This is a genomic window from uncultured Intestinibacter sp. (assembly GCF_902468165.1).
Taxonomy (GTDB): Bacteria; Bacillota; Clostridia; order Peptostreptococcales; family Peptostreptococcaceae; genus Intestinibacter.
Genome location: NZ_CABQXJ010000075.1, coordinates 1 through 16,047, shown reverse-complemented (window position 1 = coordinate 16,047; position 16,047 = coordinate 1). Strand labels below are relative to the sequence as shown.

General features: G+C 28.8%; 13 protein-coding genes and 1 other annotated feature. Of the genes, 2 read left to right on the top strand and 11 right to left on the bottom strand.

Annotation, left to right across the window (positions count from 1 at the left end; genetic code table 11):
• Positions 1-266: 266 nt before the first annotated feature.
• Positions 267-1,586 carry an aminotransferase class V-fold PLP-dependent enzyme gene (locus RDX53_RS11750; RefSeq protein WP_307994213.1) on the bottom strand — a complete coding sequence of 440 codons (1,320 nt, stop codon included), beginning with the start codon at positions 1,584-1,586 and terminating at the stop codon, positions 267-269.
• Positions 1,587-1,869: 283 nt separating this feature from the next.
• On the opposite strand from RDX53_RS11750, the gene RDX53_RS11745 reads away from it, so the two are divergent.
• The gene (locus tag RDX53_RS11745) at positions 1,870-2,826 is read left to right on the top strand and encodes a carbohydrate kinase family protein (protein WP_195930110.1); all 957 of its coding nucleotides are present in this window, start codon (positions 1,870-1,872) and stop codon (positions 2,824-2,826) included.
• Between the two features lie 97 nt (positions 2,827-2,923).
• Here the strand turns inward: RDX53_RS11745 and miaB are convergent, their stop codons facing one another.
• From miaB to larE, 9 genes are all read right to left on the bottom strand, one after another.
• A complete protein-coding gene (gene miaB, locus RDX53_RS11740) occupies positions 2,924-4,372 on the bottom strand; it encodes a tRNA (N6-isopentenyl adenosine(37)-C2)-methylthiotransferase MiaB (protein ID WP_295572092.1) in 1,449 nt (482 codons plus the stop codon).
• Positions 4,373-4,936: 564 nt separating this feature from the next.
• Positions 4,937-6,148, bottom strand: coding sequence for an argininosuccinate synthase (locus tag RDX53_RS11735; RefSeq protein ID WP_307994211.1), 1,212 nt, complete (start codon positions 6,146-6,148; stop codon positions 4,937-4,939).
• Between the two features lie 222 nt (positions 6,149-6,370).
• Positions 6,371-6,581 (bottom strand) — a binding site (T-box leader).
• A 93-nt stretch (positions 6,582-6,674) separates the two neighbouring features.
• Positions 6,675-7,412: a tRNA pseudouridine(38-40) synthase TruA gene (gene truA, locus RDX53_RS11730; protein ID WP_295674949.1), complete on the bottom strand. Its 738-nt coding sequence runs from the start codon at positions 7,410-7,412 to the stop codon at positions 6,675-6,677.
• Between the two features lie 95 nt (positions 7,413-7,507).
• Positions 7,508-8,986 carry a HAMP domain-containing sensor histidine kinase gene (locus tag RDX53_RS11725; protein ID WP_295778600.1) on the bottom strand — a complete coding sequence of 493 codons (1,479 nt, stop codon included), beginning with the start codon at positions 8,984-8,986 and terminating at the stop codon, positions 7,508-7,510.
• 5 nt (positions 8,987-8,991) lie between these two features.
• The gene (walR, locus tag RDX53_RS11720; protein ID WP_195930105.1) at positions 8,992-9,690 is read right to left on the bottom strand and encodes a cell wall metabolism DNA-binding response regulator WalR; all 699 of its coding nucleotides are present in this window, start codon (positions 9,688-9,690) and stop codon (positions 8,992-8,994) included.
• 22 nt (positions 9,691-9,712) lie between these two features.
• Complete coding sequence (locus tag RDX53_RS11715) at positions 9,713-11,113, bottom strand: hypothetical protein (protein ID WP_195930104.1); 1,401 nt, start codon at positions 11,111-11,113, stop codon at positions 9,713-9,715.
• A gap of 142 nt (positions 11,114-11,255) precedes the next feature.
• Positions 11,256-11,894, bottom strand: coding sequence for a hypothetical protein (locus RDX53_RS11710; protein WP_195930103.1), 639 nt, complete (start codon positions 11,892-11,894; stop codon positions 11,256-11,258).
• A 90-nt stretch (positions 11,895-11,984) separates the two neighbouring features.
• Positions 11,985-13,130 carry a class I SAM-dependent RNA methyltransferase gene (locus RDX53_RS11705; RefSeq protein WP_195930102.1) on the bottom strand — a complete coding sequence of 382 codons (1,146 nt, stop codon included), beginning with the start codon at positions 13,128-13,130 and terminating at the stop codon, positions 11,985-11,987.
• A gap of 21 nt (positions 13,131-13,151) precedes the next feature.
• Positions 13,152-13,949: an ATP-dependent sacrificial sulfur transferase LarE gene (gene larE / locus RDX53_RS11700; protein WP_307994209.1), complete on the bottom strand. Its 798-nt coding sequence runs from the start codon at positions 13,947-13,949 to the stop codon at positions 13,152-13,154.
• Positions 13,950-14,190: 241 nt separating this feature from the next.
• Here larE and RDX53_RS11695 point away from each other — a divergent pair, with 241 nt between their 5' ends.
• Positions 14,191-14,427, top strand: coding sequence for a hypothetical protein (locus tag RDX53_RS11695; RefSeq protein ID WP_195931885.1), 237 nt, complete (start codon positions 14,191-14,193; stop codon positions 14,425-14,427).
• A gap of 139 nt (positions 14,428-14,566) precedes the next feature.
• Here the strand turns inward: RDX53_RS11695 and RDX53_RS11690 are convergent, their stop codons facing one another.
• Positions 14,567-15,874 carry a hypothetical protein gene (locus RDX53_RS11690; RefSeq protein ID WP_195931884.1) on the bottom strand — a complete coding sequence of 436 codons (1,308 nt, stop codon included), beginning with the start codon at positions 15,872-15,874 and terminating at the stop codon, positions 14,567-14,569.
• Between the last annotated feature and the right edge of the window lie 173 nt (positions 15,875-16,047).

Here is a 16,047-nt window from a genome sequence, read left to right as displayed (position 1 = left end):
AAAATTCACTACGTTCATAGCGCCAACGAATCAAAGATTCCGTTGCTTTAGTTAAAATTCACTACGTTCATAGCGCCAACGAATCAAAGATTCCGTTGCTTTAGTTAAAATTCACTACGTTCATAGCGCCAACGAATCAAAGATTCCGTTGCTTTAGTTAATAGGTTGGAAATTATATATTATCCACAAACCAGATAATGTATAATTTCCTTAGAATTAAAAAATAGAGAGAAAATCCCTCTATTTTTTAAATTAATCATATTAAATTAAAATCTTATTCTTCCAGTCTGTTTTCTGTGTTTTCTTCCAACTCTATTATTTGCGATATAATCTATCTCATTTAAAAATATATTCGCTTCATTTATATTATTGTAAAGTCCCAAACTAGCTCTTATCATTCCATAAAAATATTCTCCTGATACTACATCTCTATAGGCATCGCTGTCACTAGCGCCTAAAAGTCTATATACATAAGGATGGGCGCAGAACTTTCCTGATCTAAGCGAGATGCCCTTTTCTGTCGCCATCATTATAGAAACCTCGCTATAGTCTTTATTTTGAATATTAAATGGAATTACACCTATTCTATCTTCTGTATAATCTGTATCACCATACATAGTCACATTGTTTATACTTTTCATACCTTGTATAATATAATTTTTTAATTCTCTTTCATGTTCTTCTATATTTTCAAATCCTATACTTTCTAAATCAGCAAGCGCCTTCGCCATAGCTATTGCACCGAAGAAGTTTTGAGTTCCCGCTTCGTATTTTTCTGGTACAGCTGTCCAAATTAACCTCTCATCAAATACTCCAGCTACACATCCTCCTCCTGATAAAAATGGATCTTCTTCATTTAGATAGTCTTTTTTGCCCACAATTGCCCCACTTCCAAACGGTGCATATGCTTTATGTGCAGAAAAAGTCAAAAAATCTATCTCTTCATCTTTTGAATTCCCCTTCATATTTACTTCTTTATGCGATACTAATTGTGCAGCATCAACTATTATAAATGCACCGTATTTATGGGCAATTTTTGCTATATCGTGAATAGGAGTAGTATATCCAGTTACATTAGATGCCCCCGTTACAGTAACTACCTTTATTTTTCCTCCTGCCTTTATAAGTTCCTCTTCTATATCGTCGACTTTTACTCTTCCGAGCTCGTCGACTTCGACATATGCCATCTTTCCAACCCTTCTAAAAGGAAGGTCATTTGCATGATGCTCCATTCTAGTAGTCAACGTCATGTCTTCTTTGTCTTTTATAAGTACATTTGCAAGGACATTTAACCCCTCTGTATCTGACTTAGTATATATAACTGTATAATCGTCATTTCCACCTAGTCCAAAAAAGTTTAATATCACATCTCTCGCCTTATTAAACATCATTGTGCAGTATTCACCCTTAAATCCTACCCCTCTGGCAATAGGTCCATAGTTTTTTATATTATCTTGAATTATTTGAGTAACACTTTTTAACGGTGGTGTAGTTGCTCCATTATCAAAATTTATCGGCGTTGTATAAGCGCCATTAGAAAGTTTAATTTTATCATCTATACCATCAAATAAATCTCTATAATCCATATAAATTCCCCCTTATTATCATGGTATAAATATATTTCATTTTACATATAAATATAACCTGTTTTTTATTTTTCTCAATTTTTGTAGAAATATGTAGAAATCTATGGTTGATTTATGATAAAATAAAAAAATCCGCATTTTAGCGTTTTAAGTATATAATAAGAAATAATAAAATATTTATCTTTTCATTTTTCCAAAGATATGCATTTTATTATTTAATATTGATTTTTTAATTTATTATTTTTAAAATTATTAAATTTTCTTAGAAAGGTTACGATAAAAAATGAACAATAATGGATCATATGCACTAGTTTTCGGTGTATCAGTTTTCGACATATGTGGTTTTACAGATAACGATTATAGATCTAATGACTCAAACCCAGGTAGGGTTAGAACTTCTTTTGGTGGAGTTTGTAGAAATATAGCTGAATGTATGGCTAGAGTTGGAGTTAATACAAAATTTATATCAGTTTTAGGGGATGACGAAACTGGAAAAAGTATACTTCAACATTCAAAAGTTATGAACTACAATATGGAAGATTCTCTTATAGTAAAAAATGGTCATACTCCTACTTATATGGCTGTACTTGATCATTTCGGTGAAATGGTATCTGCTGTTGTAGATATGAAGATAATAGACGAGTTTACTACAGAATTTATAGATTCTAAAGCTGAAATAATAAAAAATGCTGAATATATGGTTTTAGACTCAGATAGACCGGACATAGTAGAACACATATTAAAAACATTCTCTAACGACACTAAATTTATATTAGACCCAGTATCAGCTGCAAAAGCTAAAACTGTTACACATTTAGTGAAATACTTCCACACTATAAAACCAAACAGATACGAAGCTGAAATAATGTGTGGATTTAAAATTAACAATGAAGAAGACTTAAGAAAAGCTGGTAAATACTTTACAGATTTAGGCGTAAAAAATGTATTTATCACTCTTGATGAAGACGGAATTTACTACAACAACGGAGTTGAAGAAGGGAAATTAAAAGCAAATGATGTTAAAGTAGTAAATGTTACAGGTGCTGGAGATTCTTTTGTTTCAGGAATTACAAAGGGATATATGGATGGATATAATTTAATTGACACATTAAAATACGCTATATCAATGTCATCAATAACTATATCAACTGAAGAGACTATACATCCAGATATGTGTCACGATTTAGTTTCGAGATATATACAAGAAACAAATTGGACTCATACTAAATTTAATAATTAATTTTCAAACATGGGGCTTTTAGCCCCTTTTATTTTGCAAAATAAAAACTCTTCGTCGGAAAATATTATTTATTTTCCAACAAAGAGTTATTTAAAGATTACTCAACCATTTCCCCATTTAATGAGAATGATAAAGCTGCTTCAGTTATTTTAACATTTACTAATTTACCGATTAAATCAGCATTAGGGTCTTTTACACTGAAGTTAACTAATTTATTTTGTCTAGTTCTACCAGTGAATTTAGTATCGTCAGTTTTACTTTTTCCTTCAACTAATATCTCAACTACTTGATCTTGGTGAGTAGTATTGTTTTCTTTTGATATTTCGTTAACTAACGCTAACACTCTGTTAAATCTTTCGTGTTTAACATCTTCTGGTATTTGGTCTTCCATCTTAGCAGCTGGAGTACCAGTTCTCTTAGAGTAGATAAATGTGAATGCATTATCGTATCTAACTTGTCTTATTACATCTAATGTATCTTCTACATCTTCTTCAGTTTCACCAGGGAATCCTACCATTATATCAGTAGAGAACGCTATGTTTGGAACTTCTGCCTTAGCTTTTTCAACTATTCTTAGATAATCTTCTTTAGAGTAGTGTCTGTTCATTTTCTTTAATAATTTAGTACTTCCGCATTGAACAGGAAGGTGTAAGAATTCACATACTTTATCACAATCTCTCATAGCGTATATAACTTCATCAGATATATCTTTTGGATGAGAAGTCATAAATCTTATTCTTTCTAATCCATCTATTTCATTAACTTTTCTTAAAAGCTCTGCGAAAGTTATTCTATCTTCTTCTTCTAAAGTTTTACCGTAAGAGTCTACGTTTTGTCCTAATAAAGTAACTTCTTTAGTTCCATTTGCAACTAATTCTTTTATTTCGTTTAATATATCTTCTGGTCTTCTACTTCTTTCACGACCTCTAGTATAAGGAACTATACAGTAAGTACAGAAGTTGTTGCAACCGTACATTATATTTACGAATGCTTTAAGCTCGAATTTTCTATCACTTCTTAATCCTTCAACAACTTCACCATCAACATCCCAAACATCTATAAGTATAGAATCACTTGACATTGATTCAGATAATAATTCTGGGAATTTGTATAAGTTGTGAGTACCGAATACTAAATCTACATGTTTATATCTAGATTTTATTTCTTTAACTATAGCAGGTTGTTGCATCATACATCCACAAACAGCTATTTTTAAGTTAGGATTTCTTCTTTTTATTAATTTTAAGTGACCTAAGTTACCATATACTTTAAGCTCAGCATTTTCTCTAACTGCACAAGTATTGTATATTATTAAGTCTGCATGGTCAGCCATTAAAGATGCTTCATATCCCATAGCATTTAGCATAGCCCCTAATTTTTCAGAGTCATGCTCATTCATTTGACATCCAAATGTTTGTATAAAATAAGATTTTTTCTTTCCAGTTAAGTGGAAATATCTTTCGTTTTCATTTTTTATTTCATTTATATATTTGTCCTGTTCTCTTATCTTTTCCATAGGAACAGTGACTTGTTTTCTTTTAGACATCTAGTTGTATCTCCTTTCAAATTAATGCAAAGTTTATTATATCATAAATATTGAAAAATATATAAAAAAATATACATTATATTCATTTTTAGTTATGTTAAAATCTGCTTTTATACTTATATTTTTTAATACAAAAAATGGCGAGCATTCTATATGCTCACCTTTAAATTTGTAATATTTTAAAATTATTTATAAAATATGCTATATAATTAGCATTTATACTTTCATAACTTTTTCAAATTTTCAAATCTGAAAAAATCTTGTCCTTATGGTATGTAGGGATCTGGATATTTTTATATAATCTTAAAATATTGTTTAGAGTTTAGTATGCTTTCGCCTCTTAAAATAGTCGTTCCATGATATCCTACATAAGTATTATTCATTGTTCACATCCTTTACATTTAATTTATTTTTCTACTTAAATGGATTTTTCTACAAAATATATACACTTTATACACTATTTATATATTTTTTTCTTATAATTTAAAAGCCACCTCTAAAATTTAGAAGCGGCTTTTAATTATATAGTCTTTCATTATTAAATTTACTTTTTACTTAAAACACTTATTTAGTCATTTTTTTGCCATTTTGAGTCATAGCATTTATTTTTAGTGGTAATGTAAATAAGTTTATAAAACCTTCTGCATCTTTGTGGTCGTATAATTCGCTATCCCCAAATGAAGATATACTTTGGTCGTATAATTTATGGTCTGTAAATATTCCAGCTGGTTTTATATTACCTTTGTATAATTTTAATTTTACAGAACCTGTAACATTTTCTTGTGTTTCATCCATAAAAGCATTTATTGCTTTACAAGTTTTTGAATACCATTTTCCATTGTATATTAAATCAGCAAATTCAAGTGATAATCTTTGTTTTAAGTGAAGAGTATCTTTGTCTAATGTAGCACTTTCTAAGTAGTTATGTGCTGCATAGAATATTTCTCCTCCTGGAGTTTCATATATTCCTCTTGATTTCATACCAACTAATCTATTTTCTAATATATCTACTATACCTATACCGTGTTTAGCACCTAATTTATCTACTACTTCAACAAGCTCTACTGGTGATAATTTTTCCCCATTTAAAGATACTGGTATACCTTTTTCAAATCCTATTTCTATATATTCAGCTTCATCCGCTGCATCTTCTGGAGAGCAAGTTTTTTTGTATATATCTTTATTGTGTTCATTTTCAAGATATTCTATATCCCCACCTTCTGTAGAAACATGCCATAAGTTGTCGTCTACTGAATATATTTTTTTCTTAGTTGCAACAACTGGAATGTTGTGTGCATTTGCATAATCTATTGCATCTTCTCTAGATTTTATATCCCATATTCTCCAAGGTGCTATAACTTTTATAGATGGATCAAGAGCAGCTATAGTCCCTTCAAATCTAACTTGGTCGTTTCCTTTTCCTGTACAACCATGGCATATATATTTTGCGCCTTCATTTTGTGCTATTTCAACTAATTTTTTAGCTATTATAGGTCTAGCAAGTGCTGTTCCTAAAGGATATCTATTTTCATATAATGTTTCAGCTTTTATAGCTTGATATATAGTAGTAGTTATAAATTCTTCTCTTAAATCCTCCACATAAGCTTTTATAGCTCCACTTGCTTTTGCTTTTTCTTCTATTTGGCTCATATCGTCATTTTGACCTACATTTGCACAAACTGCTATAACATCTAAGTCATAGTTTTCCTTTAACCATGGAATTATTACTGAAGTATCTAGTCCTCCTGAATATGCTAATACAACTTTTTCTTTCATTTTTTATCCCCCTCAAACTTATATAATTTTTTATTATTTTCTTTATTTTCTGAATTAGATAACTTAAAGCATCTCTGTACTTTTTAAAGCCATATAACTTTTTTTGTGTATTAAAAAAGCCCCTTAGTAATCATTACTAAGAGGCGACATTGCGCGGTACCACTCTTATTAACAAATTTATCTTAGTAAAATAAAGGAATTTAAAAAACGCCTCTTGAAAACTCAAGAGACGAAATATTTCCGCGTTACCACTCTAATTAATAAGATAAACTTATTCACTCTTCCTTTTAAGGCAAGGCATTCCTATTATCCTACTTAGGTTCAGATAATCTCCTCCAAAGCTCTTTTCATTTATCTCATAATTGCTAAGCTTCCACCATCCTCAGCTCTCTATAAATTTAAAATAAACTACTTTCTTTTTCAATGGATTTATATTTTAAATTGTTAATAAATGGTTACTTGTTATTTATGAGTTAATAATAAACTATTTGGTTAAAATTGTCAACTGCATTTTGTATATTTTATTTTAGTATTTAACTCTATATAAGAATAACCCTTTTGCTGGAGCTGTCTCTGGCGATTTTGATCTGTCTTTTAATTCTAATAGTTCTTTTACTTCATCAGCAGTAATCTTTCCTTGTCCTGCATCTATAAGCGTACCTGCTATTATCCTAACCATATTGTATAAAAATCCATTACCTTCTACATATATTTCTAATATATCGTCTTTTTCATTTATAGTAATTGAGTAGATTTCTCTAACATGGCTTTTCTTTTTAGATCTAGATGAGCAGAAACTTGTAAAGTCGTGTTCACCTATTAATACTTTAGAAACTTCTCTCATAGCCTCTACATCAAGTTTTTTACTTACATGACAAGTGTATTTTCTGTTAAATGGATTTGGATATTCTCTATTGTCGATTTTATATAAATAAACTTTTCTCTTTGCATTATATCTACTGTGGAATCTGTCGTCTACTTCTTCAATATCTTTTATTGCTATTGATTGTGGTAAGTATTCATATAGATATTTATGTATTTTATTTAATGATAAATTGCAATTAGTTTTAAAGTTTACAACTTGTCCATAAGCGTGAACACCCATATCTGTTCTTCCAGAGCCTATTATCTCAATTTTTTCATCTGCCATTTGACTTAAAACAGATTCTAATTTTCCTTGTATTGTATTTTCATTGTCTTTTAGTTTTTGGAATCCTTTAAAATTGCTTCCATCATATTCTATTGTCATCTTTATATTTCTCATATTTTGCCTCTTTTCTTTTGATTTTATAATTTAAAACTATAATTATATTTTTAAATTATACCTTAAATCTATATACAGAAAAAAATGTGATTAAATCACATTTTTTCCTCTACAATTGCATCCATTAAATTATTTTTTAAAGTGAAGGTAATACAAGTTCCCTCTCCTTTTTCACTTTCTAATATCATTTTGCCTTTGTGAAGTTTTACTATTTCGTTACTAATAGCAAGACCTATACCACTTCCTGATTTGTTGCAGTCCTCTTGGAAGAATTTTTCTAGTACTTTATCTAAGTTTTCTTGTTTTATACCTATTCCATTATCGACTACAGAGAAAGTTGTATATTCTTCTCCTTGAGATAGCCTCACAACGACATATCCGCCTTCTTCAGTAAACTTAAGGGCATTTTGAACAAGATTTATTAAAACTTGTTTAAGTCTATTTTTGTCACCTTGTATATCTACTATTTCACTTTCTTTTGTATTAAACTCAGTAAGTAAAGTTATGTTTTTCTCACTAGCTTTAACTCCAAGCTGATTTACTACGTCTTTTGCAAGTTTAGTTACATTGACTGAGTCAATTTGAAGTCTTATTCTATCTGATGCTAGACGAGAGAAATCTAGAAGTTCCTCGACTAAAGTTATAAGTCTTTCTGTTTCATCTTGTATAATTCCAAGCCCTAAATCAAGTTCTTCTCGACTTATACCTTCATATCCTAAAGTCTCACTCCATCCTTTTATGGATGTAAGCGGTGTTCTAAGTTCGTGTGATACAGAAGATATAAATTCTTCTTTTAATTTTCTTGTCTTATCTATTTCTTTTGCCATATGGTCAAATGTTTTGACCAAGTCGCCAATTTCATCATCATGTAATTTTTCATTTTCTAAGTTTATATTATAATTACCTTGTGCAAGTTGATTAGCTGTCTTTTTCAAGTCTTGTATAGGTTTTATTAAAGAGTCAGCAAATCTTAAACTTAAAAGTAGACAGATAAGTAAGATTACTAGTCCTCCAATAAATATTATACAGACTACTCTAAAAATAGCATTGTCCGCCTTTTTAAGAGATACACTATATCTAACTACACCTTCTACAACATTATTGACCTTTAGAGGTACAGATATACTCATAATATGGTCTTTTGTCTCAGATATTGAATATATATAGAAATTATAATCTTGGCTTCCTGTCAAAGCTTTATTTACATCATCATAATTTACTACTTCTCCAGTTTTTATGCCGTATTGGTCTAGCATAACTTCTTTATTTTTATTTATAATTTCTATTGCTACAGAGAAGTTATCACTACTTTCGCCATACCCTGAACTTTGGTTTAAGCCTTCTTTTTCTAATATATTATTTATTTTATCTTGAAAACTTGTAGAATCCATACCTGATGAATCATAGCTGTTTTGAGTATATCTGACTTGTTGTTCTAAATAAGATTTTGCCATACTATAGTAATATTCTTTCATATAAAACATAAATAATACTTCAAATAAAGCAACAGTAATTATAATCATGATGAAATAATATTTTACTACTCTTTTCCTCAAACCATCTAAATGTAATATCAAGTTTAGTCTTCCTTTCTAAAACAATATCCATATCCCCAAATTGTTTGTATATATTTTGGTTTTGATGGATCATCTTCTATTTTATTTCTTATTCTTCTTATATTTACGTCTACTATTTTAAAATCATATAAGTAATTATTGCCCCAAACTTCTGTTAAGATTTGGTCCCTACTTAACGATTGTTTTGCATTTACCATTAAATACTTAACTATAGAAAACTCAGTCGGAGTTAATTCAATTTCTCTACCGTCTTTAAATAATTTTCTCTTATCTAAATCAAGAGTAAACGGCTCTGATACTATTTTATTTAACTTCATAGAGCTTTCTTCTTTTTTAACTCTTCTAAGAAGTGCTGCAACTCTAACTAGTAATTCTTTTATACTAAATGGTTTTACCATATAATCATCTGCACCAGATATAAATCCTTCTAGCTTGTCTTCTTCTTGAGCTTTTGCAGTAAGCATTATTATACCAACTTGGTCAAATTTTTGTCTTATATATTTACAAACTTCTATCCCACTCATATCAGGAAGCATCACGTCTAAAAGCGCTATTGATATATCGTTGTGTTCTGTTATTTTTTCTATAGCCTCACTACCGCTACCTGCTTCTATTATTTCATAACCTTCCCTTTTTAAATTTATACTGACGAAACTTCTTATACCTATTTCATCTTCTAAAACCAATATTTTTTCTTTCATATTCCTTCCTCCATTAAAATTATTATTTTATTGCTGAAAAATAATCTTTTAATATTTCTATATTTAAATCAAGTTTTTTCATTTCTGCCATATTTACATCAGAAACAGAGAATATATATTTATCTGATTCATAAACATTATTTCCTGTTTTACTTATATTTTTTGTATCGTCAACTATCGTCTTTTCTGTGACATTAAGAGTAAATAATAGTTTTCTATCATGAGGCGCTGTCTCTGAATAAGCATTTGTAGAATTATAATAGAAATTAAGTACTTTATAATTCCCACTTTTATTTTCAGTATCTTCAATTATAGATAATTTACCTACTAAATTATTCGGTATTAAAAATCTAAAATTAGCTTCATAATTATAATAAATCTGACTTACAAATATTACATCGGCGTCTTTGTCTTGTTTTCCATTGTATTTATTCCAACTTATTATAAGACTAGTCGGGAATGTACTTGTAGATAAAGTATCTATTGTAACACTGCTTTGCTCTATCTTTGGAATATTAGTTATTCCATCATTGTTTACATCTTCAAAAGGTATAAAGTATTCATTTTTCATTTGTACCTTCATATCCTTAAAAGCATTTATTAAGTTTTTTTGTTCTAAATAAACAACTTGAGTTGTAAATCCTGTATCTTCATTATCAGGCAAACTTAAAAATAATGCTTTTTGCTTAGATGATATATTGCCGACAGATATCTCTATATCCTCAAAATTTCTTATATTTTCAAAAACTAAGCTATCTAAAATAGATATTTTATCGTCTTTAAATGCACATACATTCAAATCCATCTCTTTGCTTTTATAGTTATAATTATAAACTACTAACTCTAAATTTCCATCATCATCTAAATCATCTACTAATACACCTAATTTTGTAAAATTATCTTTATTAAAATAATTGTAGTTGTCATTAGAGATAAGTTCTTCTATATTTCCATTTTCATATCTGCATATGCTCAGAGTTACTGTACTCTTGTCTTCAATAAGCAAAATTATTTCCTTATTTCCATCCTTGTCTAAGTCATAGAAATTAGCATATTCGATTTTATTTCCAGGTTTAATATATGAAGTGTCGTTGCTTTCATTCTTTTTTAAATCTAATACAGTAAATCCAACTTGATTTCTTATATCTTCCCTTTTTTCAAAAAACACAATTTCATCTTTTTTATCATTATTTAAATCGATTTCATTTATCTTTCCTACCTCTATAGAGTTAGAAGGTAAAGTTAAATCAGCACTACCTGCAATTACTTTTACCTTGTCTGATATTTCTCTTTTCTCTTCGTTGTATATAGGCAATTCATCAAATAAATTTATAGGATTATTCTCTCCATTTTCGCTTTTATAACAACCTGTACTAAGTACAGTAACTAGAGATAATACACCTACTAATTTTAATAGCCTCATGCTTATCCTCCTGTCCATCTAATATATTGTACTTAAAATTTTTCTGTACTTTAATTATACAATAATTAATAAAAAAATCAAAAGAGTTGTGCATTAAATGATTAAATTAATCATTTACGACAACTCTTTAAGCTAACACCTATTATCTATCAAAATTTTCATCAGACCAAATTATGTTTTTATCACTTATACCTATATTGTCTTGAGCTTGTTGTTCTGCTTCTTCTCCTCTATAAGTAATATTTTCTGTATCGTCTACTTCTTCACTTTCTTGTGAAGTATTTTGTTCTACTTCTTGTACATTTAATGTTTCTTCGTGGTTTTGTGGTTGTTTTCTATGTTTGTGCACTCTTTTTTTAGCGTGTTTATGCACTTCTGTTTCTGTATTAGATTCAGCAGAACCTTGAGACTGTTGTGTTCCTTGTTTTTTGTGATGTTGTCTTGGTCTAGTCTTTTTAGATTTCTTTTGTTCTGTAGGTTGAGTAGTTTGTTCTACTTCTTCATTGCTTTTTTTATTATGTTTACTTACTTTTGAGTTTGCTTCTTCTTGTTGTTGTTTGTTTTGGTTCTTTGTTTTTTTACCTACATTAAATTTAAAACCATTTTTTCTCGCTCTTTTTCTAGGTTGATTTTTACCTTCTTGTATATTAAACTCTTCTTTTCTTTCTTCTGGAACAAGATCATTTAAAATGACATCGTTATATTTTTCTTCATATTGAGTATTTGTATTATTTTCAATATTTTTATTTTTTGAATTCTTTTTATTGTGTTTTGCTCTCATTATAAAATAACACCTCCAAAATGCTATATAATATTTATATTTAAAGAATTCTATTTTTATTCTTTTTTTAAGCATCTTGGAGGCAATTAATTATTTTCTAGGCGGTTTTGGCCCTGGATATTGGTATAAGTAACTTTTTAGCATACCATTGTATAGTTTTCTTTTTCTTGTTGCATCTTGACCAAATTCATTTTCAAAATCTTCATATGAAGTTATTAAATAATATGACCAATTATTTAATTTTCTAAATGCATAGCCAAGTTGTTTGTAAAGCATTTTTACAGAATCGACATCTTCAAGTCTTTCACCATATGGTGGGTTTGTAACGATAAATCCGTATTCTTCGTCACTTGTAAACTCTGTAGCATCGCCTACATTAAATTCTATATAATCAGCAACACCTGCTATTTCTGCATTTTCTCTAGCTATTTCTATAACTTCTTCGTCTATATCGTATCCGTAAATTTTAAATTCGATATCTTCGTTTATCATATCGTAAGCTTCTCTTCTTGTATCCCACCAGATTTTTTTGTCTAGTGTTCTCCATTTTTCAGATATAAACTCACGATTAAGCCCTGGAGCCATGTTTATTCCCATCATAGCCGCTTCTATTAGTAATGTTCCCGAACCACATAGAGGATCGACTAGTGTTCTTCCTGGTCTCCATGGTGTTAAATACATTATTCCAGCAGCTAATGTCTCTCTTATTGGAGCTTTATTAGCTTTTTCTCTGTATCCTCTTTTGTGTAGAGCAACTCCTGTTGTATCTATTGTAAGAGTTACTTTGTCTTTATGTATAAATACATATATAGGATATTTTTCTTTGTCTTCTTTTATTAATCCTGTTTCAAGGTAGCTCTTTTTAAGACTTTCTACTACTGCCTTTTTAACTATAGATTGTATATCTGGTATTGAGTATAGTTTTGATTTTATAGAAGACGCTTTTGTTATTGGGAATTGCGCTCCATATGGGATATATTTTGCCCAATTTATTCTCTTTGTTCCTTCGAATAATTCGTCGAAACTTTTTGCTTCGAATTCAGCTATTTTAAGGTGAACTCTCTCTGCACATCTAAGCCACATATTTGCTTTTGCAATTCCGTATTCATCAGTTTTATATGTAACCCTTCCGTCTTCTGTTTTTACAATTTCAAATCCTAAGTTTTTAATTTCGTTTGCTAGCATTTTTTCCATTCCAAAAAAGCACGGCGAAATTAAAGTGTATCCTTTTTCCATTTATGAATCTAATCCTTTCGTCTAGTTATTTAAGCTTCCCATCTGATATCCATTTAAATCTAATGTAACATACTTAAATCCAATTTCTTTAAGTTTATTATGCACATTTTTCATCATTTCATCATCGAAAAACTTATGCATTTCATCCTTAGCCACTTCTATTCTGGCTATATCGTTATGTAATCTAACTCTATATTGTCTAAAACCTAAATCTTGAAGATAATTTTCGGCTTCTTCTACTAATTTAAGTTTTTCTTTCGTAATTTTATCTCCATAAGGAATCCTACTTGCAAGACATGCAAAAGAAGGTTTATTGTATGTATTTAAATTTAGTCTCTTTGACAAAATTCTTATCTCTTCTTTTGTAAGGCCACTGTCTTTTAACGGACTTACTACTTCTAATTCTTCAAGAGCCTTAAGCCCAGGTCTAAAATCACCTAAATCACTTACATTAGTTCCGTCTAAGACATATTTTACATTGTTTTTTGCTGCGTAATCTTTAATCATATTGAAAACTGCGCATTTACAATAATAACATCTTTTTTTGCTATTTTCAATAAAACCTTTTTCGTCGAAATTATCTACTTTTATGACTTCGTGTTTTACCCCAAACTCTTTAGTATATTCTTTAGCTTCTTCCATTTCTCTATCTGAATGCATCATAGCATGTATTGTGACTGCTACTACATTTTCCCCAAGTTCATCGCTCGCCACTTTAAGTAAAAAATTACTGTCAACTCCACCAGAATAAGCTATTACAACTCTTCCCATTTTTCTTAATTTGCTTTTTAATAATTCGTATTTTTCATCTATATTCATAATTATCCACCCTTTCAATTTATATACTTCAATCTAAAGTAATTATATATTAAAGATATAACTGACTTCTATATAAATTCTTATAAATATTTTTTTAATTAAAAAATATTTATAAGAATTTATATATTTCATATTTATTTTGTATGAAATATTATTTTTAAATTTGATTATATACAATGTTTAATATTTTTCCAAAATATGTTATTATGATTTTATATTTAATATTTGGGAGGAATTGACAATGGCAGCAGACTACGTCAAAATATTAGACAAATTAGTTAGACTAAACAGGGGAATGAACTTAAAACTTAGAGAGGGGACTACAACACTTGATGTAAATATATACAACAATACACTTTTAACTTTAGATTTAGAATGTGATAATGTAGATAAACACAGCGAATATATTTATAATGAGATAATCGCACTTGAAAATGTGACGATGTATATTCCTAGTGTTTATATTAAAGAAGATTAAAAAGATAAACATATTAATATTTATAATTAATTAAAATACCTAAATGTTAGTTATTTAGTTAATTTTATATTTTTATATACAAAAAATAAAAGCTAGAGTATTATATTTTATACCCTAGCTTTTTATAAAACTTATATTATTAATTCTCATTCCAAGGCACAAGCTGAACCTCGCCATAAGCTCTATCCACTAATCTATTAGAATACTCGCCTCTATATCCAATTATATTTAATATTACAAGCTCTACATATCTCGTCCCAACTTGTATAATATTCCACACATCTTCAACTGTTATAGTAGCTCTATTTCTCTTTCTAGTAGGGTGAACAATTTTATTTCTATAGTATATAAGTAAATCGACTCCATCATCAAATCTATCATTTATATAGCTATCAAATAAAAACAAGTCGTCTTTTCCATAAGGAATGCCGCATACATCTAGCAGTGTTCTTATGTTTTTTGTCGCTAAATTTTCATCAAATTCATCATCTGTCAGCATTTTTTCTTGTTCTACTAAGACTATGTATGATAATGTCTCTAAACATATTTGGATAGAAATAAGATTGTTTTCTAGCGTTAAACCGTCAAATGATTGTAAGTACCAGTCGACAGCTTGTCTTAGCGCTTCGTTATAATAATCGTCTATTAATTTATTATTCATCAAAGTTAAATACTTTTCTATATTGTGATAATTTGAGATTGTGTCCTTCCAATTTGGAATAAATCTATATGGACTTATAAAAGTTTCCCTCCACAATCTATATACGTTTTCCTTATTTTTATATCCAAATGCTGCACATATGTCGACATATCGACCGCACATAAAACTAAATGATATCGATAAATCATCTAATACTTGATTTATTATGTTAGTTTTAAATGGCTTTTTGTCTTTTCTTATAATTCTTCCACTATGTGTTATTATATGTGCATCTCTATCTTTTAATCTTTCGTCTAATTCTTTAGTAAAGTCAAATCTTTTATCTACTATAATTTCAAAATCCCCTGAATTAAATTCCATTCTTCCAGCAAATAACTTATCATTGTATTTGATAAGTTTTCCAAAATATTTATCAAAATTAACGACATCAAAATCTACATAATCGACCTCGGCATTTTTAGATCTTATATGCCCATGATTTATATATCCTTCTATTGTGACATCGTTTAAATAACTGACTGTTACTGAAACAGGTCTATATTGATAAATTTCAAGTTCTGCTGAATCGTAGTCTAACGTGATATCTACATCATAATTTTTGACCGATAATATTTTCCCTTTAAATGTTATTGTCCCCTCTGTAGCCATCTTATACATTACTTTTCCACTGCATTTATACTTTCGATTTAATAAGTATATACAGAATCTACCTTCATAAATTGGAATATTTTCATCTATGTCGAATTGGAGAAACTTTGAAAATATAGCATTTTCAACTACTTTCATATTTTTCCACCTTTTTCATTTTTATTAAGTTCGTGTTTATACATATTGATTTATATTATATCATATTTGGATATAGTTTAAAAAACCTTTATTATTAATAGTTATAGTTTTTTATAGTTTGAGATAATTTTAATTAGTACTATATTATATAATTGATAAAAAATAAAATTATT

Coding starts and splice junctions, on each gene's coding strand:
- larE (WP_307994209.1), bottom strand. CDS start 13,949: ATGAATATAGATGAAAAATACGAATTATTAAAAAGCAAATTAAGAAAA.
- miaB (WP_295572092.1), bottom strand. CDS start 4,372: ATGTCTAAAAGAAAACAAGTCACTGTTCCTATGGAAAAGATAAGAGAA.
- walR (WP_195930105.1), bottom strand. CDS start 9,690: ATGAAAGAAAAAATATTGGTTTTAGAAGATGAAATAGGTATAAGAAGT.
- RDX53_RS11705 (WP_195930102.1), bottom strand. CDS start 13,130: ATGGAAAAAGGATACACTTTAATTTCGCCGTGCTTTTTTGGAATGGAA.
- RDX53_RS11745 (WP_195930110.1), top strand. CDS start 1,870: ATGAACAATAATGGATCATATGCACTAGTTTTCGGTGTATCAGTTTTC.
- RDX53_RS11690 (WP_195931884.1), bottom strand. CDS start 15,874: ATGAAAGTAGTTGAAAATGCTATATTTTCAAAGTTTCTCCAATTCGAC.
- RDX53_RS11695 (WP_195931885.1), top strand. CDS start 14,191: ATGGCAGCAGACTACGTCAAAATATTAGACAAATTAGTTAGACTAAAC.
- RDX53_RS11735 (WP_307994211.1), bottom strand. CDS start 6,148: ATGAAAGAAAAAGTTGTATTAGCATATTCAGGAGGACTAGATACTTCA.
- RDX53_RS11715 (WP_195930104.1), bottom strand. CDS start 11,113: ATGAGGCTATTAAAATTAGTAGGTGTATTATCTCTAGTTACTGTACTT.
- truA (WP_295674949.1), bottom strand. CDS start 7,412: ATGAGAAATATAAAGATGACAATAGAATATGATGGAAGCAATTTTAAA.
- RDX53_RS11750 (WP_307994213.1), bottom strand. CDS start 1,586: ATGGATTATAGAGATTTATTTGATGGTATAGATGATAAAATTAAACTT.
- RDX53_RS11710 (WP_195930103.1), bottom strand. CDS start 11,894: ATGAGAGCAAAACACAATAAAAAGAATTCAAAAAATAAAAATATTGAA.